The organism is Chromobacterium sp. ATCC 53434 (assembly GCF_002848345.1).
Lineage (GTDB): Bacteria > Pseudomonadota > Gammaproteobacteria > Burkholderiales > Chromobacteriaceae > Chromobacterium.
The window spans coordinates 1,282,270-1,301,823 of sequence record NZ_CP025429.1; the positions used below are offsets into that span (position 1 = coordinate 1,282,270).

22 protein-coding genes are annotated in these 19,554 nt (G+C 66.3%); 14 read left to right on the forward strand and 8 right to left on the reverse strand.

From position 1 onward, the window contains the following. Positions 1-148: 148 nt before the first annotated feature. Positions 149-805 carry a cytochrome b/b6 domain-containing protein gene (locus tag CXB49_RS06125; RefSeq protein WP_101707570.1) on the forward strand — a complete coding sequence of 219 codons (657 nt, stop codon included), beginning with the start codon at positions 149-151 and terminating at the stop codon, positions 803-805. Between the two features lie 94 nt (positions 806-899). Here CXB49_RS06125 and dsbG read toward each other — a convergent pair whose 3' ends face one another. The 3 genes from dsbG to dsbD are packed head-to-tail and all read right to left on the reverse strand — an operon-like array spanning position 900 to position 4,266. Next, positions 900-1,658 carry a thiol:disulfide interchange protein DsbG gene (gene dsbG, locus CXB49_RS06130; RefSeq protein ID WP_101707571.1) on the reverse strand — a complete coding sequence of 253 codons (759 nt, stop codon included), beginning with the start codon at positions 1,656-1,658 and terminating at the stop codon, positions 900-902. Next, positions 1,655-2,485: a TlpA disulfide reductase family protein gene (locus tag CXB49_RS06135; RefSeq protein WP_101710626.1), complete on the reverse strand. Its 831-nt coding sequence runs from the start codon at positions 2,483-2,485 to the stop codon at positions 1,655-1,657. The genes dsbG and CXB49_RS06135 overlap by 4 nt, the downstream gene beginning before the upstream one ends. 2 nt (positions 2,486-2,487) lie before the next feature. After that, positions 2,488-4,266: a protein-disulfide reductase DsbD gene (gene dsbD, locus CXB49_RS06140; protein WP_199406791.1), complete on the reverse strand. Its 1,779-nt coding sequence runs from the start codon at positions 4,264-4,266 to the stop codon at positions 2,488-2,490. 109 nt (positions 4,267-4,375) lie between these two features. Here dsbD and CXB49_RS06145 point away from each other — a divergent pair, with 109 nt between their 5' ends. Beyond that, a complete protein-coding gene (locus CXB49_RS06145; RefSeq protein ID WP_101707573.1) occupies positions 4,376-5,041 on the forward strand; it encodes a response regulator in 666 nt (221 codons plus the stop codon). Further along, positions 5,038-6,342, forward strand: a complete 1,305-nt coding sequence (locus tag CXB49_RS06150) for an ATP-binding protein (protein WP_101707574.1) — start codon at positions 5,038-5,040, stop codon at positions 6,340-6,342. The genes CXB49_RS06145 and CXB49_RS06150 overlap by 4 nt, the downstream gene beginning before the upstream one ends. A gap of 122 nt (positions 6,343-6,464) precedes the next feature. Here the strand turns inward: CXB49_RS06150 and CXB49_RS06155 are convergent, their stop codons facing one another. Next, on the reverse strand, positions 6,465-6,908 hold the full coding sequence (locus tag CXB49_RS06155) for a cytochrome c (protein ID WP_233492957.1): 444 nt from the start codon (positions 6,906-6,908) through the stop codon (positions 6,465-6,467). A 109-nt stretch (positions 6,909-7,017) separates the two neighbouring features. Continuing rightward, on the reverse strand, positions 7,018-7,446 hold the full coding sequence (locus CXB49_RS06160; protein WP_101707575.1) for a cytochrome c: 429 nt from the start codon (positions 7,444-7,446) through the stop codon (positions 7,018-7,020). Positions 7,447-7,589: 143 nt separating this feature from the next. On the opposite strand from CXB49_RS06160, the gene CXB49_RS06165 reads away from it, so the two are divergent. From CXB49_RS06165 to CXB49_RS06190, 6 genes are read left to right on the forward strand one after another with little or no spacing between them, the layout of a single operon-like run. After that, positions 7,590-8,027 (forward strand): Fur family transcriptional regulator, encoded by a 438-nt coding sequence (locus CXB49_RS06165; protein WP_101707576.1) that lies wholly within the window; start codon positions 7,590-7,592, stop codon positions 8,025-8,027. A gap of 13 nt (positions 8,028-8,040) precedes the next feature. Then, positions 8,041-8,958, forward strand: coding sequence for a GTP-binding protein (locus CXB49_RS06170; protein ID WP_101707577.1), 918 nt, complete (start codon positions 8,041-8,043; stop codon positions 8,956-8,958). After that, entirely contained in the window at positions 8,955-9,143 is a 189-nt protein-coding gene (locus tag CXB49_RS06175; RefSeq protein ID WP_101707578.1) for a hypothetical protein, read from the forward strand. Before CXB49_RS06170 ends, CXB49_RS06175 begins: the two co-directional genes overlap by 4 nt. Beyond that, positions 9,140-9,883, forward strand: coding sequence for a metal ABC transporter ATP-binding protein (locus CXB49_RS06180; RefSeq protein ID WP_101707579.1), 744 nt, complete (start codon positions 9,140-9,142; stop codon positions 9,881-9,883). Before CXB49_RS06175 ends, CXB49_RS06180 begins: the two co-directional genes overlap by 4 nt. Beyond that, complete coding sequence (locus tag CXB49_RS06185; protein WP_101707580.1) at positions 9,883-10,758, forward strand: metal ABC transporter permease; 876 nt, start codon at positions 9,883-9,885, stop codon at positions 10,756-10,758. Before CXB49_RS06180 ends, CXB49_RS06185 begins: the two co-directional genes overlap by 1 nt. A 16-nt stretch (positions 10,759-10,774) precedes the next feature. Continuing rightward, on the forward strand, positions 10,775-11,671 hold the full coding sequence (locus CXB49_RS06190) for a metal ABC transporter substrate-binding protein (protein WP_101707581.1): 897 nt from the start codon (positions 10,775-10,777) through the stop codon (positions 11,669-11,671). On the opposite strand, the gene CXB49_RS06195 is transcribed toward CXB49_RS06190, so the two are convergent. After that, positions 11,655-12,329, reverse strand: coding sequence for a sulfite exporter TauE/SafE family protein (locus CXB49_RS06195; protein ID WP_101707582.1), 675 nt, complete (start codon positions 12,327-12,329; stop codon positions 11,655-11,657). The genes CXB49_RS06190 and CXB49_RS06195 overlap by 17 nt on opposite strands. A 350-nt stretch (positions 12,330-12,679) precedes the next feature. Here CXB49_RS06195 and CXB49_RS06200 point away from each other — a divergent pair, with 350 nt between their 5' ends. From CXB49_RS06200 to CXB49_RS06220, 5 genes are all read left to right on the forward strand, one after another. Next, positions 12,680-13,465: an enoyl-CoA hydratase gene (locus CXB49_RS06200; RefSeq protein WP_101707583.1), complete on the forward strand. Its 786-nt coding sequence runs from the start codon at positions 12,680-12,682 to the stop codon at positions 13,463-13,465. A gap of 152 nt (positions 13,466-13,617) precedes the next feature. Next, complete coding sequence (locus tag CXB49_RS06205; protein WP_101707584.1) at positions 13,618-14,520, forward strand: LysR family transcriptional regulator; 903 nt, start codon at positions 13,618-13,620, stop codon at positions 14,518-14,520. A gap of 32 nt (positions 14,521-14,552) precedes the next feature. Then, positions 14,553-15,008 carry a hypothetical protein gene (locus tag CXB49_RS06210; RefSeq protein ID WP_101707585.1) on the forward strand — a complete coding sequence of 152 codons (456 nt, stop codon included), beginning with the start codon at positions 14,553-14,555 and terminating at the stop codon, positions 15,006-15,008. Positions 15,009-15,091: 83 nt separating this feature from the next. Next, a complete protein-coding gene (locus CXB49_RS06215; protein WP_101707586.1) occupies positions 15,092-15,508 on the forward strand; it encodes a GFA family protein in 417 nt (138 codons plus the stop codon). A gap of 69 nt (positions 15,509-15,577) precedes the next feature. Next, the gene (locus CXB49_RS06220) at positions 15,578-16,213 is read left to right on the forward strand and encodes a glutathione S-transferase (RefSeq protein ID WP_101707587.1); all 636 of its coding nucleotides are present in this window, start codon (positions 15,578-15,580) and stop codon (positions 16,211-16,213) included. A gap of 79 nt (positions 16,214-16,292) precedes the next feature. On the opposite strand, the gene CXB49_RS06225 is transcribed toward CXB49_RS06220, so the two are convergent. Both CXB49_RS06225 and CXB49_RS06230 read right to left on the reverse strand, forming a co-directional pair. Beyond that, complete coding sequence (locus CXB49_RS06225) at positions 16,293-17,525, reverse strand: cytochrome c (RefSeq protein WP_101707588.1); 1,233 nt, start codon at positions 17,523-17,525, stop codon at positions 16,293-16,295. Between the two features lie 13 nt (positions 17,526-17,538). Further along, complete coding sequence (locus CXB49_RS06230; RefSeq protein ID WP_101707589.1) at positions 17,539-19,416, reverse strand: FAD/NAD(P)-binding protein; 1,878 nt, start codon at positions 19,414-19,416, stop codon at positions 17,539-17,541. Positions 19,417-19,554: the final 138 nt, after the last annotated feature.

A 19,554-nucleotide genomic window follows, 5' to 3' on the forward strand; every position in this document is an offset into this window, starting at 1 on the left:
GATGCCGGGAAAAACATCCATCTTAACCGAAAATGGTCCCAATTGCGTCTCCAAGCGTAGAATATCCCTGCTAGGAGCAGGGACGGGTTTGCCCGGACGCCGCATTGCGGCAGAATATCGGGCGGAAAATCAAGATAAGGAAGAGTCGATGTCGCAGCAGGTCAAGGTATGGGATGCGCCCACCCGTTTGTTTCACTGGACGCTGGTGGGATTGTTTTGCGCCATGTGGTACTGCGCCGAGCAAGGCGGCGAATGGCTGCAATACCATATCTATTGCGGCGTCGCGCTGGCGTCCTTACTGGTGTTCCGGCTGATCTGGGGGCTGATAGGCAGCCAGACCGCCCGTTTTTCCAGCTTTGTGCGCGGGCCGCGCGCCATCTTGCGCTATCTGAGGGGCGAGCTGCCGGAGCGCGAGGCGCCGGGCCACAACCCGCTGGGCGGCTGGATGGTGGTGGCGATGCTGCTGGCGCTGGCCGCCCAGGTGCTGACTGGGCTGTTCGCCGCCGACGTCGACAGCTATCTGTACGACGGTCCGCTGGCCAGGCATGTGGACGGCGACCTGGCCGAGACGGCCACCGGCGTGCACAAGCTGCTGTTCAACGGCCTGTTGGGCCTGGTGGCGCTGCACATCGCCGCCATCGTCGTCTACCGGGTGGTGAAGAAAAAGAATCTGGTGGGGCCGATGCTGACCGGCTACAAGACGATGGTGGGCGAAGCGCCGCGGCTGCGTTTCGCCCACGGCGCGCTGGCCTTGGCGGCGTTGCTGTTGTCGGCGGGCGGCTTGTATTTGGCGCTGTTGCGATAAGAGTCTGTTCGCGATCTTTTTTCATGCGGGCTACGAGGCTGGCATGGCGGCGGCGCGTCGGTGCTGCGGTGCGCCGCTGTGATATTCCAGCGTGTCAGCGCGGCCCCAGAATTTTCGGCAGGCTGTTGACTGGCGGCGCGCCTTGCACCTTCTGCATTTTTCCCTGCTCGTCCTTGAAGAAAATCACGGGCGTGGCGAACGCGCCGAAGCGCTCCATCAGCCTATGATTGCTGTCCAGCTTGGCCTGGATGGCGGGCGGAATGCTGGACAACGGCTTGACGCCGCCGCTGGCGTGTTGGCGCTCGTGGCGGTCGAAGGCGGCTTCCGGCTTGCTGTCGCCCAGAATGGTCGCCGCCTTGCCGGGACTGTCCGGCTTGATGATGCCCACCATGATATGGCGGATTTGCACTTTTCCGGCCCTGACCCAGGGGCGGGCGTCGTTCCAGAACTTGTTGCAGTAAGGGCAGTTGGGATCGGTGAAGGCGTAGAGCACGCGCGGCGCTTTGCCGTCTCCATCGGCGATCCAGAAACTGTTCTCCAACTGCCGCCACAGCGTTTGGCTGAACTGCTTGTCCAAGCCGGCCTGATTCCAGGCTTGCCCTTTGCCATCCAGCATGGTGCCGACAATGACCTGCTTGCCGTCGGCGGTGAGGTAGATGGTTTGCGGCCGGCTCAGATAGAGCGCGGCGTAGCCGGTCATACCGCCGGGGGCGGGGAAGCGGTCCAGGATTTCATAGCCTTGCTGCTCCAGCGCCTGGAGCGGCGCTGGCAACGGTTTGGCCGGGGCGGCCAGCGCGGTCAGGCTGAATGGCAGGGCCAATAGCGGCAGCAGCTTTCGGCATGGAGTGGTCATCGTGTGTCCTTTGCGGCATGAGGGGCGTCGCGCAGCGCGGCCAGCTTGCTGGCAAGCGTGGCGGCGGAGAGTTCGCCCAAGTGGGTGGCGGCCAGACGGCCTTGCGCATTGAAAAACAGGGTGGTCGGCAGCGCGACGGAGCCGTATTCCGCGCCCAGCGCGCCGCCTGGGTCCAGCAGCACATGTTCCAGCCGCAGCCCTTCCGCTTGCAGGTACCGGCTTACCGCAGCCTTGTCTTCGCCCTGATTGGCGAAGACGAAGCGGATGCCCGGCTCGTTTTGCTGGGCGGCCTGCAGGAGCGGCATTTCGCGGCGGCACGGCGGGCACCAGCTGGCCCACAGGTTCACCACCGCGGGGTGCCCTTGCGCCAGGGCGGGCAGTGTCGCGGGAGCGCCGGACAGGCTGCGCAGGGTCTGGCCGGAGAGCGGCGGGGCCTCCTCCCGCGCAAGCCAGGCCTGGGCGGAGGCCCAGGCCAGCGCGCCGGCCAGCAGCGCCGCCGTCAGCGGCAGGCGCAGGGCGGCTTGCCTCCAGCCGCGCCACAGCGCCAGGGCCAAGGCGCCCAGCGCGCCGGTCCACAGCGAAAAGCCGCCGTCGCGGAGGTCCAGCATGCTCCAGGGCTGCGCCCGGTATGCTTCGAACCAGATGGCGATGAAGCCCAGCCGCGCGGCCAGCGCGCCCCACAGCAGCATATCGTTGAGATGGCGGGCCACGCTGACGCCCCGGCGGCGACCGGCCAGCCAGCCCGCACCGTGGGCGGCCAGCAGCGCGCCGCCCGGCAGCGCGGCGGCAACGGGAATGGCCAGCGGGCCTAGATGGAAGCTCAGCATGGTCATCCCCGTTCCCTGGCCTGTCTCAGGCGGACGAGGAATTCATCGGCGCTCAACTTGCCGATGATGCGCTGCGCGCGGTGCTCCTTGCCGTCCGGGCCGATGAATATCAGGGTGGGCGGACCCAGCACCTGGCGCGAGGCCATCAACCGGCTGCTGTCGTCGTCGGCGGTGGTGACGTCGGGGCGCAGCAGGCGCATGTCGGCCAGGGCCTGCCGCACGCGGCTGTCGCCAAACACTTCATGCTCGATCTCCTTGCACGCCACGCACCAGTCTGCGTAGTAGTCCACCAGCGTCCATTTACCGTCGGCGCGGGCGGCATCCAGTTCCCGCTGCAAGGCGGCGGGAGTGCGCAGCGTGGTGAAGGCATCCATCGCCGAGGCCGGCGCGCCGGCGCTGGCGGACCGCGAGAAGGCCAGCGGTTGCAACGGGTTGCCTTGGCCGGCGGCGGCGCCCAGCAGCATGGCGGCAGACCACAGCCCCAGCAAGATGGCGCTGCCGCGCAGTAGCCATTGCCGGCTGCTGGCTTGCCAGGGATGGCTGATGCTGAACAGCCCCACCGCCACGGCGAACAGCCACGCGCCACACAAGGCCAGCACGGCGGCGGCGGGCAGCACCCGCGCCAGGAACCAGATGGCCATCGCCAGCAGCACAAAGCCGAAAACAGCCTTGACCCGATTCATCCACAAGCCGGGACGCGGCAGCAGCCTGGCGCCCAGCGCGCCCACCGCCAGCAGCGGAACGCCCATGCCCAGGCCCATGGCCAGCAGCGCCAGGCTGCCTTTGAGCACATCGCCGCTTTCGCTGATATACAGCAGCGCGCCGGCCAGCGGCGCGGTCATGCACGGGCCCACCAGCAAGGCCGACAACACGCCCATGCCGGCAGCGCCGCCAAGCGTGCCGCCTTGCTGGCGCCGGCCGGCCTGGTTCAGGCGGTCGCGCAGGAAGGCGGGCAGCTGCAATTCGTAGACGCCGAACATCGCCAGCGCCAACAGCACGAACAAGGCGGCGAACAGGCCCAGCGCCCAAGGCGTCTGCAAGGCAGCTTGCAGATTGGCACCCATGGCGGCCGCGGCCGCGCCCAGGGCGGCGTAAGTCAGCGCCATCGGCAACACGAAGGCCAGTGCCAGCACGAAGCCGCGCCTGGCGCCGGCGCCGCTGCCGACGATCAGGCTGCTGAGTATCGGCACCATGGGCAGCACGCAGGGAGTGAAGGTCATCAGCAGGCCCAGGCCGAAGAAGGCCAGCAGCACCCAGGCGATGCCCGCTTCTTGCGCCAGCCGGCCGGCCATCGCCTGGTCCTCGCCTTGCGCGCCGCCGTCGCTCTCGGCGGAGTCCGGCGCGACGATGTCCGCTGCGCTCCCGGCCGGCGGCACGTGGTTTTGCAGCGTGATCACACTGCTTTGTGGCGGATAGCATAAGCCGGCCTTGGCGCAGCCTTGCCAGCCTATGCGCAGCTGGCGCGCCTGATCGGCTTGCGTCAGCACTTCCAGGTGCTTGAAGTACACTTCCGATTCTCCGAAGAATTCGTCGGAAATGATCTGGCCCGCCGGCATGGTCAGCGATGGCGCGTCGCCTGCCGGCACGGCTTCCACTTTGATGTTCTTGCGGTACAGATAGTAGCCGTCGCTGATGTCCCAGCTCAGCTTGACCTGGCCATCGCCCAGCTCGGCCACGCTAAGGCGGAACGCTTGCTCCGGCGGCAGAAAATCGGTTTGCGCGCCGGCGGGCGCTGCCCACGGCAATGCGAGCAGGAGCAGGCTCCAGATGAAGCGCAGCATTGGCATCTCCTCATGGTTTGGGATGTCGGGAAGCCTGCTGGCGCGGGATTAAGGCGGCGTTAACTATGGGATAATCCGTTGCGTGCAAGCTTGGCGGCAGGGAGGCGACATGCGGGTATTGCTGGTGGAGGACAATGAACTGATCGCGCTGGGCATCATCGCCGGTTTGCGCGCCCATGGCTTGGTGGTCGATGGCGTGGGCACGGCGGCGCAGGCGGAAGCGGCGCTGGCCACGCTGGACGCCGACGCCATGATTTTGGATCTGGGCCTGCCGGACGAGGACGGCATGCGCTTGTTGGCGCGATTGCGCGCCAAAGGCGTCGCTTTGCCCATTTTGGTGCTCAGCGCGCGCGACGGCGTGGCGGACCGGGTGGCCGGCTTGCGCGCCGGCGCGGATGATTATCTGCTCAAGCCGTTTGACCTGGAGGAGCTGGTGGCGCGCTTGCACGCCTTGCAGCGCCGCGCCGGCGGTCGCAGCGTGGATGTGATGGAAGACGGCCCCTTGCGGCTGGACTCGCTGAGAGGCGAGGTCCGGCTCAATGGCCAGGTGGTGCCGCTGGCGCGGCGCGAGCTGGCGCTGCTGGCGGCGTTGATGCAGGCGCGCGACCGTATTCTCAGCGCGGAACAGCTGAAAGACCGGTTGTACGACTACAGCGAGGAAATCGAAAGCAATGCGCTCAACGTCCACATCCACCACTTGCGGCGCAAGCTGGGGCCGGACATCGTGGAGACGGTGCGCGGCTTCGGTTATCGCTACGGGCGGGCCGAAACATGACTTTGCGCTTGCGCTTGCTGCTTTTGATCGGCGTCTCGCTTAGCCTGTTGTGGGGCGGAGTGGCGGCCTGGACCCTGCATGATCTGAACCGCCAGCTGAGCCGCACGCTGGACCAGCGTCTGGCGATGTCGGCGCAGATGGTGGCCGGCTTGATGGCGCAGCTGCCGTCGCCGCGGGCGGGGGCGTTGCCAAGCTTTCCCGACATCCACGCCGGCATCGCCTGCCAGATCGTTTCGGTGCGCGGCGAGGTTTTGCTGCGCACGCCCGGCGCGCCCAAGGTGGCGGCGTCCCGCCCGCCGCTGGGTTACGCCGATCAGTCGATAGGCGGCGTGCAGTGGCGCAGTTACACGGTGGAGGCCAATGGTTTGCTGGTGACCACCGCAGACAGGCTGACTGAGCGCGACGCGCTGCTGGCCAATGTGCGATGGGCCGCCGCCGTGCCCTTCATCGCCGCGCTGGCCGGCAGCTTGATCGCCTTGTGGTTTGGCGTGCGCCAGGGTTTGCTGCCGCTCGAACGCCTGCGTCAAGCGTTGTCGCGCCGCGCGCCGGATGCCTTGGAGCCGGTGGACGGCCGTCGCTTGCCCGGCGATTTGCAGCCCTTGGCCGCCAGCCTCAACGCCTTGCTGGAGAAAATGGGCTTGGCGCTTTCGCGCGAGCGGCGTTTGACCAGCGATGCGGCGCATGAACTGCGCACGCCGCTGACGGCGATCAAAACCCATCTGCAAGTGGCCCGCATCACCGAAGGGCGGGACGCGCGGACTGCCCTGGAACACGCGGAGGAGGGGGCGGACAGATTGCAGAACACCCTCGGCCAGTTGCTGACCCTGGCGCGAGTGGAGGGGGCGTTTGATTGGGAGGATGGCCGCCGGGCCCTGGCGGGCGAGGTGGTGGGTCTGGCCGCGCGCGACGCCGCGCCGCGCCAGCCGGAGCGTATCGCCATCGGTCCTTTGCCGCAGGCGCAGTTGGCGCTGCCGCAGGCGCTGGCGGTGACGGCGCTGCGCAATCTGCTGGACAATGCCTTGCGTTATTCGCCGCCAGGCTCGCTGGTGCGCTTGAGCGTCTGGCGGGAAGGGGCCTGCCTGTATTTCGACGTGGCCGATCAAGGGCCGGGTTTGTCCGCCGAGGCCATGGCGCAGGCCACGCAGCGGTTCTGGCGCGCGGATCAGTCGGCGGCGGGCGGCAGCGGCTTGGGGCTGGCGATTGTGGCGGCCATCGCCGAACGCTTTGGCGGGCAGCTGGCGCTGCGCGCCGGAGAGGCGGGCGGCTTGCATGCCATCTTGGCTTTGCCGGCGCGGGATTGATGTTGGCGGAGTGGCGGTGTTGCGCGCGTTTGCCCGCTCCAAAACTTTGAGCAGACGCTAAAACGATCCAGACGACAAAGCCGGCATGTAGCCGGCTTTTTGATTTCCATCGCGTGGGGCGCTTATTTTTCCGGACCGCGGAAGGCGTCGTGACAGGTCTTGCAGTTCTGCGCCACCTGACCGTAGGCCTTCTTGACGGCGGCCAGATCGCCGGCCTTGGCGACGACGGCCAGATTGTCGACCGACTTCAGGAAGGCGTCGCGGTCGGCCTGGAACTTGGCCGCTTGGCTCCAGATTTCCGGCTTGGCGCGGCTCTTGCCGGTGATGCTGTTGGCAGGGAAGTGCTTGAACGGTTCCGCGGCCAGCATTCTCATCGCCTCCGCCTGCTGCTCGAATTTCGCTTTTTCGTAAGGCGCGCGCTCGCGCACCGCCATGCCCATCGGCTCGAACGATTGCAACAGCATCTTCTTGAAGGCCTGGCTGCGGATTTCGGCCGGCGTGCTGTCGGCATGGGCGGCGGGGATGGCGATCGCTGCCAACAGCAGCGCGGTCAGTGTTTTGTTCATGGCGTCTCGAATCGGTGGCGGGACTTGTCGGGTGGAAGCGCGCGCGGCGCCGAAAGCCGATTATATCGATGACGGCGGGAAATGGGGCCGGGTGGGCGGCCCGCTAGGGTCAATCCTTGCGGAAATCCTTGTGGCAGGCCTTACAGGTCTGCTGAGTGGCGCCGAACTGGGCCTTGATCGCGGCCAGATCGCCGCTCAGCGCCACTTGCTTCAGCTTGGCGGTGGCGGCCTTGTGGTTGTCGATGGCCTTTTGCCAGTCGGCGGGCTTGCTCCAGATTTCCGGCTTGGCGTCGGTCTTGCCTGTGCCGCTGCCGGCCGGGAAGTATTGCCAGGGCTGCTGCGACAGCTGTTCCAGCTTGGCGGCCTGCTTGGCGAACTCGTCTTTGTTGTAAGGGGTCTCTCCCTTCACCATCTTGCCCATCTCGCCGACCACCGGCTTGTACTGCTTGAACGCGTCCTTGCGCTGGCTGACCGGATCGGCGGCGAGCGCCTGGCCAGCCAACAGCAGGGCCAGCGACGCCATCAACATCTTTTTCATCGAAAATCCTCTTTTTTCGCATCAAAACGACGCCCGCAGCCTATCACAGCGGGTGGACCGTCAAAACCCGCATTATGTAAATGGTTGAAGGATTGTGATGTTATAAAGTAACATTGATTCATTGTTTAGCCGATACCGACACTATGGACCCCACCGTCTATCTCGCCGCCGCCGAGCGCCATTGCGCCGCGCGCGGCAGCAAACTCACCGATCTGCGCCGTCAGGTGCTGGAACTGGTGCTGAATCGCAGCGGCGTGGTCAAGGCCTACCAGGTGCTGGCCGATCTGCAACAGCAGCGCGGCTCGGCGGCCGCGCCGCCCACCGTCTACCGCGCGCTGGATTTCCTGGTGGAGCATGGCCTGTTGCACAAGGTGGACGCGCTGAACGGCTTCATCGTCTGCGAGCATTTCGACTGCCAGCACGAGAGCCTGATCCTGGTGTGCGAGCAATGCGGCCGCGTCAACGAGGTGGACGCCGCCAGCGGCTTGGCCCGGCTGCGCGAGATGGCGCAAGCCGCCGGCTTCGCGCTCAGCCCGCAAAACCTGGTGCTGGCCGGCCGCTGCCAGTCCTGTGCCGCCTGAACCTGAAAAAATCATGAACAAGACCAAAGTCAACCTGTTTACCGGCTTTCTGGGCGTGGGCAAGACCACCGCGCTGCGCCACCTGATCGCCAACCGTCCGCAGCATGAGAAGTGGGCGGTGATCGTCAATGAATTCGGCGAAGTGGGCATCGACGGCGCCGCGCTGCTGAACGACGAGCTGGCGGTGGCGGAGATCGCCGGCGGCTGCCTGTGCTGCGTCGCCGGCCCGCAGATGACCGCCACCGTGGCGACCTTGCTGCGCCGCGAGAAGCCGGACCGCCTGCTGATCGAGGCCAGCGGTCTCGCCCACGCCGCCGGCGTCATCGACGAGTTGCGCGCCAAGCCGCTGGGCGAGGCGCTGGAAGTGGCCGCGGTGCTGACGCTGGTGGACCCGCGCCAGTTCATCCAGCCCGATTACCACCGCCAGCCGCTGTACCGGGATCAGATCTCGATCGCCGACGTGCTGGTGGCCAACAAGATAGACACCGCCGACATCCCGACGATGGACGCCTTCCGCGCGCAGGCGGCGGCGTTGTTCCCGCCGAAGTCGCTGGTCGGCGAGGTGAGGGACGGCCAACTGGACGTCGCCTGGCTGGACGCCGAACTGGCGGCCAAGCCGCGCTACCGCCCGGCGGCGCTGCCGGACAATAGCAGCGCGTGGCAGTCGGCCGGCTGGACCTTCGAGCCGGAATTGAATTTCGACGGCGAGCGGCTGACGCGGCTGTTCGACGACTTGCCGGCCAAGGTGCCGGGCCTGGTGCGCGCCAAGGGCGTGTTCCGCGTGCTGGACAACTGGGTGTGGCTGAACTGGGCGGCCGGGCAGTGGGGCGCCGCCCAGGTGTCCTGGCGCCGCGACAGCCGCTTTGAGCTGATCGCGCCCGAGTTCGACGCCGCCGCGGTGGAAGCCTGGCTGAAGGAGTGCCTGGAATGAGCGAAGCGCATTCGCACGATCACGGACACGGCCATGCGCCGCACCACCGCCATGTCACCGCCGCCACGTTGCGCGCGCCGCTGAGCCTGCTGGCGATGTCGGTCGGCCAGCGCGTCGCGCTGACGCTGCTGCCGTTGGCCGGGCTATGGCTGTTGGTGTGGTGGGCATTGCGGGAGCTGGCATGAGCATCATCGTGAACAATCTGACGGTGTCCTACCAGCGCCACCCGGCGGTGCACCACATCAGCGGCCGCTTCGCCGACGGCGACGCCACCGCGATCTTCGGGCCCAACGGCGCCGGCAAGAGCACCTTGCTGAAGGCGATGATAGGCGCGTTGACGCCGGATTCCGGCCATGTGGATCTGAACGGCCACCGCCGATCCGACATCGCCTACCTGCCGCAGCAGGCGGAGATAGACCGCAGCATGCCGGTCAGCGTGCTGGAGTTGGTCGGCACCGGCCTGTGGCACAAGAGCGGCCCGTTCGGCCGGGTGGGGCGCGACGGCATGGCCCGCGCGATCGAGGCGCTGGAGCAGGTGGGCCTGGCCGACTTCGCGCTGCGGCCGATCGCCGCGCTGTCCAGCGGCCAGTTCCAGCGCGTGCTGTTCGCCCGCATCCTGGTGCAGGACGCCAGGCTGATCCTGCTGGACGAGCCGTTCAACGCGGTGGACGCCAAGACCACCGAGGACCTGCTGGGCCTGGTGGCGCAGTGGCGGCGCGAGCAACGCACCGTGATCGCGGTGCTGCACGACGCGCTGCAGGTCCGGTCTCATTTCCCGCACACGCTGCTGATGGCGCGCGAGGTGATCGCCTGGGGCGACAGCGTCTCGGTATTGAACGACGACAATCTGCGGCGCGCGGTGGACACCGCCGCCCACTGGCAGGCCCAGGCGCCGGTTTGCGGCCTGGATGGAGCGAGAGCCTGATGCAACATTTGTACGATCTACTGGTTTCTCCCTTCGTCGAATTCGCCTTCATGCGCCGCGCCCTGGCCGGCTGCCTGGCGCTGGCGCTGGGCTCCGGCCCCATCGGCCTCTTTCTGGTGATGCGGCGCATGAGTCTGATGGGCGACGCGATGAGCCACGCGGTGCTGCCCGGCGCCGCCGTCGGCTTCATGTTCGCCGGCCTCAGCCTGCCGGCGATGAGCCTGGGCGGCTTCGTCGCCGGCGTGCTGGTGGCGCTGTTGGCCGGTCTGGCCACCCGCTTCACCAGCATCAAGGAGGACGCCAGCTTCGCGGCCTTCTACCTGTTGTCGCTGTCGCTGGGCGTGCTCTTGGTGTCCAAGGGCGGCAGCAATGTCGACTTGATGCACATTCTGTTCGGCTCGGTGCTGGCGGTGGACGACGCCGCGCTGTACCTGGTGTCCGGCGTGGCGACGGTGACGCTGCTGACGCTGGCCGTCATCTATCGGCCGCTGCTGCTGGAGAGTCTGGACCCGGTCTACCTGCGAGCGGTCGGCGCCCGCGGCGCCTGGTGGCATCTGCTGTTCCTGATGCTGGTGGTGCTGAACCTGGTGGCCGGCTTCCAGTCGCTGGGCACGCTGATGGCGGTCGGTCTGATGATGCTGCCGGCGATCACCTCGCGGCTGTGGACCGAGCGCATCGAGGCCATGCTGGCGCTGTCCGTGGCCATCGCCTTCCTCAGCGGCCTGGGCGGCCTGTTGCTGTCCTATCACTTCGAACTGCCGTCCGGCCCCGCCATCATTCTGCTGGCCGGCACCGTCTATCTGTTGTCCCTGCTGTTCGCGCCGGTGGGTGGGGCTTTGCCGCGCTACATCCGCGCGCGCCATCTTGAATCGTAAGAGTGAGGAAAAACGCATGAAGAAGACTTTAGCCGCCTTGCTGCTGCTGGGCATGCCGGCGCTGGCCTTGGCCAAGGTGCCGGTGGTGGCCAGTTTCAGCATCATCGCCGACATGACGCGCGAAATCGGCGGCGATCGCGTCGAGGTGGTGTCGCTGGTGGGGCCGGACCAGGACGCGCACGTGTTCCAGCCGTCGCCGGCCGATATAAAGAAGGTGTCCGCCGCCAAGGTGCTGGTGACCAACGGCCTGGGCCTGGAAGGCTGGATGTCGCGTCTGGACAAGGCGGCCAATTTCCGCGGCGCGACCGTGGTGGCGTCCAAGGGCATCAAGACCCGGCAGGCGCCGGAAGAGGAGCATGCCGAAGGCGATCACGACCATGATCACGGCGATGTCGATCCGCACGCCTGGCACGACCCGGCGCGGGTGCAGACCTATATCAAGAACATCAGCGCCGGCCTGATCCAGGCCGACCCGGCGGGCAAGGCGGAGTACCAGCGCCGCGCGGCCGACTACGCGGCCAGGGTGAAATCGCTGGACGACTGGGCGAAGCAGCAATTCGCCGCGGTGCCGGCGGCCAAGCGCAAGATGCTGACTTCCCATGACGCTTTCGGCTACCTGGGCGAGCACTATCAGCTGAAGGTGCTGGCGATCCAGGGCGTCAGCACCGAGTCCGAGGCCTCGGCCAAGGGCGTCGCCCAGCTGACGCGGCAGGTGAGGAAAGAAGGGGTGAAGGCGATCTTCATGGAGAATATGAGCGACGCCCGGCTGCTGAAACAGCTGTCCGCCGAGGCCAAGGTGACGATAGGCGGCAAGCTGTACGCCGACGCGCTGTCCGGTCCGAACGGCCCGGCGGCCAGCTATCTGCAACTGATGCGCTACAACGTCGACACCATCGTCAAATCGTTCCGCTGACGAGCTGAACCAGCTTCCAGGCGCCGATTCCCGCCACGCCCAGTCCGGCAACCAGCCGCACTGGGCGTTGTTGTATCCAGCGGCGCAGGCCGTCGGCGAACACGCCCATCAGCAACAGATTGGGCAGCGTGCCCAGGCCGAAGGCCAGCATCATGCCGGCGCCGTGCCAGGCCGAACCGCTGGCCAGCGCCGAGATCGACGCGCTGTAGACCAGGCCGCAGGGCAGCCAGCCCCATACCGCGCCGACCGCCGCCGCGCCGGCTATCGAGCGAACCGGCAGCAAGCGGCCCAGCAGCGGCTGCAGCCGCCGCCATAGCGGCCTGCCCAGTTTTTCCAGCGCCACCACGGCCTGACCCAGGCCGGCGAGATACAGTCCCATCGCCACCAGCATCAGGTCGGCCAGCGCCGCCAGCATCAGCTGCCAGGAATGGGTGGAGGCCAGGCTGAGGCCGGTGGCGGCCAGCCCGCCGAGCAAGGCGCCGATCATCGTGTAGCTGGCGATGCGGCCCAGATTGTAGCCGGCCAGCACGCGCCAGCGGGCGGCGCCGGCAGGGTGATGCAGCGTCAGCGCGGCGACGATGCCGCCGCACATGCCGACACAGTGGCCGCCGCCCAGCAGGCCTGCCACCAGCAGCAGCCAGAAATTGGTTTCGATCATGCCGCAAATTGCCCATCAAAGCTCTATGGTAACAGAGAGCCATGACGAAGTTGCATTGCGGGGTGCTTGGACTTGACGTGGTAATGACAATGGCCGGGTCTGATTATTTTTGGCATTGTTGACGCAAGCATTCTACAAAAAAGGTTGGATATAATTGTTTTGCCTACTGGCTAAAAGTACAGTTTGCAAAGAGAATGGCTGACTGGACGCGAAAACGCACGCCCGATTGAGTGCGGCGATGCGCGTCGGACCCGGCCCGGAATTGGGAGCGAGCCATGCCTTTTCGGCTGGATCGATCCGGATCGGGGGCTAAACGTAAAGATAGATGGGGATACAGTGAGGAACACAATATGGCCAGGTATCTGACACTTGAACGGCTGGGAAGATCGGCCATCATCACGCTTTCCAACCTGCCTGCCAATTTGCTGACGACCGACAGCCTGAACGAGCTGACGGCTACGCTGCAGGCGTTGAATGCCGATGAGGCCGTGCGTTCGGTGGTGATTACCGGCGCGGGCGACTCGTTCTTTTCCGCCGGCGCGGACCTGAAACAGTTTGCCGCCGGCGACAAGGGCGCGGCCGATGTCGTGCTGCAGGCGTTCGCTGGAGCCTTGCAGGCGATACGCGGTTACCGCGGCGTCACCGTGGCGGCGGTCAACGGCTACGCGCTGGGCGGGGGCCTGGAGTGCGCGCTGGTGTGCGACTACATCATCGCCGAACGCGGCGCCAAGCTGGGTCTGCCGGAGGCCAAGGTCGGCCTGATTCCGGCGGCCGGCGGCACCAAGACGCTGGCCGACAAGGTGGGCGTCTCCTGGGCCAAGCGCATCATTCTCGGCGGCGAGCTGGTCAGCGCCGAAAAGGCGCTGAGCATAGGCCTGATCGAGGAAGTCGTCGATCAGGGCTTCGCCAAGATCGTCGCGGTCAGCCTGGCCAACAAGGTGGCGACCCAGGGCGCTTGTGCGGTGGCGGTGGCGCGCAAGCTGATCGAAGACAGCCCCAACCTCAGTTTCGACGAGCATCTGAAGCGCGAGCGCGCCGCCACGCTGGGCCTGATCGGCGGCGACGAGCAGCTGGAGGGCGTGTCCGCTTTTCTGGCCAAGCGCACGCCGGGCTGGGCGCAAGAGGATGACGATTGATGCGGTTCGCCGGGTGCGAGCCGCGAACCGACCGCCTGTCCGCATCGATGCGGCAGGCGGTTTGTTTTTGAACGGACGAACATGCTAGCCTACGGAACATTTGGCATATTCGGGCCGGCCGAGGACCCGGCGGTCGCACAGCAGGGGAAGACATGGAAATCTATCAGTTGCGGACCTTTGTCACCGTGGCGCAGCAGGGCCACCTGACGCAGGCGGCCGAACTGTTGCACTTGTCGCAGCCGGCGGTGACGGCGCAGATCAAGGCGCTGGAGGAAGAAGTGGGCATGCAGTTGTTCGAGCGCAGCGCCGGCGGCGTCCGGCTGACCCGGGCCGGACAGGAGCTGTTGCCGGAGGCCCAGGGCGTCTTGGGCGCCGCGCGGGACATCATCAACCACGCCAAGCGGCTCAAGGGCCAGCTCGCCGGCCAGGCCCGGATAGGCGTCAGCCTGATGCCGGACATCCTGAGGCTGGGACCGTGGGTGGCGGCGCTGGTCGACGCCTATCCGCTGCTGGAGGTGCAGCTGACCCATGGCGTATCCGTCGATGTGCTGAACCTGGTGCGCAAGAAGGAGCTGGACGCCGGTTTTTATCTGGGCAAGAACCCCTATATGAATGTCAGCACCGTGCCGCTGCGGACGCTGGATTTTCGCGTCGCCTTGCCGGCGGCCTGGGCCGGGCAGCTGGACGGCGGCAGGCTGAAGGAGCTGGGCAAGCTGCCGTGGGTAGGGGTGTCGCAGTTTTCCAGCTTGTCCAAAATCACGTCCGAGCTGTGGCGGGAACTGAATATCTCGCCTAAAAAGGTGGCGGAGAGCGACCACTTGTCGGTGATGCTGGAGCTGGTCGCCGCCGGCGTCGGCGTGGCGCTGGTGCGCGAGGAAGAGGCCTTGGCCTGGCAGGCCGACGGCCGCATCTGGCTGGTGCCGGAATTGCGCCGCAGCGCCGATCTGCAGTTTGTCTATCCGGCTGACCGGGCGGGCGACCCGGTGCTGGAAACCTTGTTGCGGGAGTTGCTTGCGGTATGGGCTCCGTCCTGTCCGCAGCCTGTCGTCGCCTGAGGCGCGAGCGCGCCGCCTGTTGAGGAGGCCATATGGCCAGTTGGATCGTGGGTGCGGTGGAAAATTATTGCGGAGTGGTGGAAAGCGGGCAGCGGCGCTGGCTGGAGGCGCAGCAGGATGCCTGTATCGCGTGGCTGGCTTCGCTGGCGCCGAAATTTCCGTTGTCGGAAGGCGAGATGGAAAAGCGGATAGACGGCGGCCTGCTGGTGGGGGCGGCGCTGTGGCAGGCCCAGGCCGACACCCAACGGGAACTGATGCTGGCGACGGAGAAGCTGTGGACCGAGATGGGGCGCTGTATCGCGCGGCAGTGGCCCGATGACGGCTCGGCGCCGATCGCCGCGGTGCGCCAGGCGCTGGAAGTGGGTTGCGCCTCCGGCGCGGCGCTGTCCAAGGCGTCGCGGCAGGCGGGACATTTCGCCGCCACCAATTTTTCCGGCATTCCGCTGAAGGCCACCCGCGATGTGAGGCGGGTACTGCAACAGTCCTAGCCGGTTTGCGGCGCATTCACAGGCGTCGCGCATGGTATGCTGTCCGCATCGACCGTGTCGCGGTCATGAACGGAACGCGTGCCATGCAAATCCGCGGCGCCTGCCATTGCGGCAATATTTCCTTCGACCTCTATTGGCCTGACGGCGCCGTCATTCCCGCCCGCCGTTGCGATTGCGGCTTCTGCCGCAAGCACGGCGGCGTCTGGACCGCCTCTCCCGCGGCCCGGCTGACGGTGGCGCTGCGCGATCCGCAACGGGTGTCACATTATCGCTTCGGCACCGGCACCGCCGACTTCCACATCTGTTCCGATTGCGGCGTCGCGCCGTTGGTCACCAGCGAGATCGGCGGCCGGCTGCACGCCGTGGTCAGCGTCAACGCTTTCGATACGCCGGATCTGCCGTTGGGCGAGACGGCCGACGTGTCGTTCGACGGCGAGAGCGAAGCCGACAGGCTGGCGCGGCGCGGCCGCAACTGGATCGCCGACGTCGGTTTCGTCTGATTTCCCGGCCGAGGTCCGCCCGCAGGGGCCGCCATCGGCAACCGGTTTTCCCAATGATGGAGAAGCGCCATGAAACTGATAGGCATGCTGGACTCCCCCTACGTCCGTCGCGTCGCGATTTCCCTGCAATTGCTGGACCTTCCATTCGAGCACCAGCCCTTGTCGGTGTTCAGCGCATTCGACCGTTTCCGCGAGATCAATCCGGTGGTGAAGGCGCCGACGCTGGTTTGCGATGACGGGACGGTGCTGATGGATTCCACGTTGATCCTGCAGTACGCCGAAGCCGTCGCGCCGGGGCGCAGCCTGTTGCCATCGAAACCGCGGTGTTTGCTGCGGAGCCTGCGGGTGACGGGGTTGGCGTTGGCAGCCTGCGAGAAGAGCGTGCAGATCGTCTACGAGCGCAAGCTGCGTCCTGAAGACGCGCGTTACCAGCCCTGGCTGGAGCGGATAGGCGGCCAGCTGCTGTCCGCCTACGACGAATTGGAGCATGAGTTCGCGTCTAGCTGGCCGGACATCGATGGCGGCGCCATCGATCAGGCCGCGCTGAGCACCGCCGTCGCCTGGCATTTCAGCCGGAGGATGGCGGCGGACATCGTGCCGGAGGACAGATATCCGGCGCTGGCCGCCTTGTCCGCCCGGGCCGAGGCCTTGGCGGCGTTCCGTTCGGCGCCGTTCGGCGATGGCATGTGGCGAGCTGCCCGCTGAAGCCAGCCGGGAGCGGGAACAAAAAAACGCCGCCGCATTCTCTCGGATGCGGCGGCGTTGTCGTTGCGCTTGGGCGGGTTTACTTCGGATGCGCGCCGTCGGCCACGATGCCGCGCACCTTGGCCACGTCGCCGGCGGCCACCGGGCTGGCGGCGTTGCCCCAGCTCTGGCGCATATAGGTGAGCACGTCGGCCACTTCCTGGTCGCTCATCTGCTGGGCGTAGCCCGGCATGCTGTATTCCCAGGCCAGGTGGCGGGTGCGGGCGTTGACGCCGCCTTCCAGCACCACGCGGATCAGCGAGGTGGCGTCGCGCGCCATCACCGCCGAGCTGCCGGCCAGCGCCGGCACCACCTTGTCATGCCCCTGGCCGTTGGCCTGGTGGCAGGTGGCGCAGTTCTCGAAGAACAGCGTGGCGCCGGTGCGCACCGGGGCGATATCGGCCGCTCCCGCGCCGGGCAGGCTCTTCAGATAGACGGCGATCGCCGACAGGTCGGCGGCGTTGATGTGCTGGCTGCTGTAGTGCACCACTTCCGCCATCGGGCCAAAGGCCGCGGTGTAGCGGTTGCGGCCGGTTTGCAGGTATTGCACCAGCTCATCGGCCGACCAGCCGCCCAGGCCTTCGCGCGCGTCGCCGGTCAGGTTGCCGGCGTACCAGCCGGCCAGCTGCGCGCCGCTCAGATAGCCGGGCTTCTTCTCGCTCAACGCCACTTCCTGGAAGGCGACGCCGCGCGGGGTGTGGCAGGTGCCGCAGTGGGCCATGCCTTGCACCAGATAGGCGCCGCGGTTCCATTCGGCGCTCTTGCCGGCGTCCGGCTGGTAGCGGCTGTCGTCATGGAACATCCAGCGCCACAGCGTCAGCGGCCAGCGCATCGACAGCGGCCAGGGAATGTCGCTGTCGCGGTTGGCCTGCTTCACCGGCGCTACGCCGTACATGAAGTAGGCGTACAGATCGCGCATGTCGTTGTCGTTGACGCGGGCGAACGAGGTGTAGGGCATGGCCGGATACAGCGAATGGCCTTCCTTGGCCACACCGCTGCGCAGCGCGCGGGCGAAGTCCTCGTAGCTGTAGTCGCCGATGCCGGTTTCCTTGTCCGGCGTGATGTTGGTGGAGTAGATCTTGCCCACCGGGGTGTCCATCGGCAGCCCGCCGGCGTTTTCCTTGCCGCCGGGCGCGCTGTGACAGGCGATGCAGTCCGACACGCGGGCGAGGTAGGCGCCGCGGCGCACGCTGTCGGTGTCGGCATGCGCCAGCGCGACGTTCGCCGCGCTGGCCAGCAGGGCCGCGAGACCCAGGGTTTTCATCAGTTTCATCACGGTGTCCCTGTTAGCTCAACTCATTGACGGCGCGCCATGCCTGGTCGATGGCGGCGTGGGTGTACGGGTTCCAGTCGGAGTCGGAATTGGCGATCGCCACCTTGCCGGCCGGACGGCGGGCGGTGGCGATGATGCGTTTGGACTCTTCTTCGTCGTCGTACATCGAGTTGAGGAAGTAGGAATAGCCATGCGACCAGCGGTTGACCGTGATGGCCGCGATGTCGCGCTTGTGATCGAAGCCGACGGGGCCGAGGATGCGCTGCAGCTGGTCGCGGATCATGCTCTCGTGTTCGGAGAACGGCATGGCCAGCAGCTTGGCGCGACCCATCTTCCATTGGGTGCGCGGATCCAGATTGGAGCCGGCGATGGTGGGCACGTAGACCATGTGCAGGCACATCGGCTCGGACGGTTTGCGCGGATGCTGGTAGCCGCCGATGTCCACCGGGTAGTCCATCTTGATGCGGCTGTACGGCATCGACGGACAGTACAGCTCGTGCACGCCCAGCTTCATGAAGCTGTCCCAGTTCTTCAACACCACCTTGGTGTAGACCAGCGGCGCCTTGACGTTCATCGCCAGCGCCTGTTTTTGGTCGTTTTCCAGCTCCGGCATGATGTGCGGGATCATCATGTTGTAACAGGCCATCACCACGTGGCGGCCCTGCACGCGGTGCAGCCTGCCGCCCTTGTCCAGGTAGCCGACGTCCACCGGTCCCTTGGCGTTTTCCACGCGCACCACGGTGCTGTTCAGCCGCAGCCGAACCGGGTTTTCCGCCAGGTCCAGCTTGCTGTAGTCGAAGCGGGCCAGCACGATGTCGTTCATGTCCTTGCCCGGCGCCACCTGTGGGATCATCTTGCGCACCAGGAGGCGGGCGATGGACGCGTTGCCGTCCGGGAAGTGGTAGATGTACGGGTCGCGCAGTTCGGCTTCCGCCTCGGCGCTGATCTTGCCCAGGCCGGCCACGCCGTGGAAGCCCGGCAGGTCCAGGTTGCGCGCGTCCAGCGCCGGCAGGCCGTCGATGCCCACCGCCTGGAAGTCGTTGCTGCGCGACTGGAAGAAGCGGATCGCGGTGGCGCTGAGGCCGACGTGGCGCGACAGATAGGTGCTGTAGCTGATCTTGGCCAGATAGGCTTCGCGCTTGTTCTTGGGCATGTCGCCCAGATAGTCGCGGGTGCTGGTGTGCAGGGCGATCAGCGCGTCGCGGTCCTTTTTCGACATCGGGAAGTCGTTGATGAAGTCGCGGATCGGGCGCGCGTTCAGACGCTTGGGATCGATGTCGTCCGCCACCTGCAGATAGGGGTCGCCGCCCACGGTCTTGTCGACGCCGAAGTCTTCCTTGTTGAAGAACACGCCGCGCGACAGCTTGAGATCGGGGTAGAAATTGCGGTGGAAGTGGCTGGCCAGGCCATCGATGTCGATGGTCAGTTCCTTCATCAGCGCCAGCGCTTCCTTGCTGAACACGTGTTTGGGCGATTGCAGCGACTCGGTGCCGCCGTAGCCCAGCATCAGGCGATCGCCGACCTTGAACTCGTTGCGCTTGGCGTGGCCGCCGAAGTCGTCGTGGTTGTCCAGGATCAGCACCTTGGCCTGAGGATGCTTCTTGCGGTAGTAATGCGCGGCCGCTAGGCCGCTGATGCCGCCGCCGACCACCACCAGGTCGTAATGCTCTTCCACCTTGGCGCCGCCCAGGTTGAACGCGTGGTGGGCGCGGCCCAGCTTGTGGGCGTTCTCGAAGGAGCCGTCATGGTTGCCGCGCAGTCCGGTGAGCGAAGGCGGGTAGTAGCTGGCGCTGATCTGTCGGGGGGCGGCACGGAGGATTTCCAGCGGAGTGAGCCCGGCAGCCACCGTCAGCGCAAAACCGTTGAGGAAATCTCGTCGGGTAATGGACATGGCTTTTCCTGTGTTGTTGTTGGAATAAACCAGCAGCCTCTGCGTGCTGTCTGGTGTTCCATTATAACAAATTGTGAAAATTGTTAATTTTTATGCTGCGGGAATGAATGGGTCTGCAATGCATCGGCGAAGCGATAG

What these genes read in the sequence shown, in the direction of transcription:
- CXB49_RS06195 (WP_101707582.1), bottom strand. Translation starts at nt 12,329, where the DNA reads ATGATCGAAACCAATTTCTGGCTGCTGCTGGTGGCAGGCCTGCTGGGC.
- dsbG (WP_101707571.1), bottom strand. Translation starts at nt 1,658, where the DNA reads ATGACCACTCCATGCCGAAAGCTGCTGCCGCTATTGGCCCTGCCATTC.
- CXB49_RS06170 (WP_101707577.1), top strand. Translation starts at nt 8,041, where the DNA reads ATGAACAAGACCAAAGTCAACCTGTTTACCGGCTTTCTGGGCGTGGGC.
- CXB49_RS06180 (WP_101707579.1), top strand. Translation starts at nt 9,140, where the DNA reads ATGAGCATCATCGTGAACAATCTGACGGTGTCCTACCAGCGCCACCCG.
- CXB49_RS06210 (WP_101707585.1), top strand. Translation starts at nt 14,553, where the DNA reads ATGGCCAGTTGGATCGTGGGTGCGGTGGAAAATTATTGCGGAGTGGTG.
- dsbD (WP_199406791.1), bottom strand. Translation starts at nt 4,266, where the DNA reads ATGCTGCGCTTCATCTGGAGCCTGCTCCTGCTCGCATTGCCGTGGGCA.
- CXB49_RS06215 (WP_101707586.1), top strand. Translation starts at nt 15,092, where the DNA reads ATGCAAATCCGCGGCGCCTGCCATTGCGGCAATATTTCCTTCGACCTC.
- CXB49_RS06205 (WP_101707584.1), top strand. Translation starts at nt 13,618, where the DNA reads ATGGAAATCTATCAGTTGCGGACCTTTGTCACCGTGGCGCAGCAGGGC.
- CXB49_RS06185 (WP_101707580.1), top strand. Translation starts at nt 9,883, where the DNA reads ATGCAACATTTGTACGATCTACTGGTTTCTCCCTTCGTCGAATTCGCC.
- CXB49_RS06190 (WP_101707581.1), top strand. Translation starts at nt 10,775, where the DNA reads ATGAAGAAGACTTTAGCCGCCTTGCTGCTGCTGGGCATGCCGGCGCTG.
- CXB49_RS06220 (WP_101707587.1), top strand. Translation starts at nt 15,578, where the DNA reads ATGAAACTGATAGGCATGCTGGACTCCCCCTACGTCCGTCGCGTCGCG.
- CXB49_RS06230 (WP_101707589.1), bottom strand. Translation starts at nt 19,416, where the DNA reads ATGTCCATTACCCGACGAGATTTCCTCAACGGTTTTGCGCTGACGGTG.
- CXB49_RS06175 (WP_101707578.1), top strand. Translation starts at nt 8,955, where the DNA reads ATGAGCGAAGCGCATTCGCACGATCACGGACACGGCCATGCGCCGCAC.
- CXB49_RS06165 (WP_101707576.1), top strand. Translation starts at nt 7,590, where the DNA reads ATGGACCCCACCGTCTATCTCGCCGCCGCCGAGCGCCATTGCGCCGCG.
- CXB49_RS06135 (WP_101710626.1), bottom strand. Translation starts at nt 2,485, where the DNA reads ATGCTGAGCTTCCATCTAGGCCCGCTGGCCATTCCCGTTGCCGCCGCG.
- CXB49_RS06200 (WP_101707583.1), top strand. Translation starts at nt 12,680, where the DNA reads ATGGCCAGGTATCTGACACTTGAACGGCTGGGAAGATCGGCCATCATC.
- CXB49_RS06150 (WP_101707574.1), top strand. Translation starts at nt 5,038, where the DNA reads ATGACTTTGCGCTTGCGCTTGCTGCTTTTGATCGGCGTCTCGCTTAGC.
- CXB49_RS06160 (WP_101707575.1), bottom strand. Translation starts at nt 7,446, where the DNA reads ATGAAAAAGATGTTGATGGCGTCGCTGGCCCTGCTGTTGGCTGGCCAG.
- CXB49_RS06145 (WP_101707573.1), top strand. Translation starts at nt 4,376, where the DNA reads ATGCGGGTATTGCTGGTGGAGGACAATGAACTGATCGCGCTGGGCATC.
- CXB49_RS06155 (WP_233492957.1), bottom strand. Translation starts at nt 6,908, where the DNA reads ATGAACAAAACACTGACCGCGCTGCTGTTGGCAGCGATCGCCATCCCC.
- CXB49_RS06125 (WP_101707570.1), top strand. Translation starts at nt 149, where the DNA reads ATGTCGCAGCAGGTCAAGGTATGGGATGCGCCCACCCGTTTGTTTCAC.
- CXB49_RS06225 (WP_101707588.1), bottom strand. Translation starts at nt 17,525, where the DNA reads ATGAAACTGATGAAAACCCTGGGTCTCGCGGCCCTGCTGGCCAGCGCG.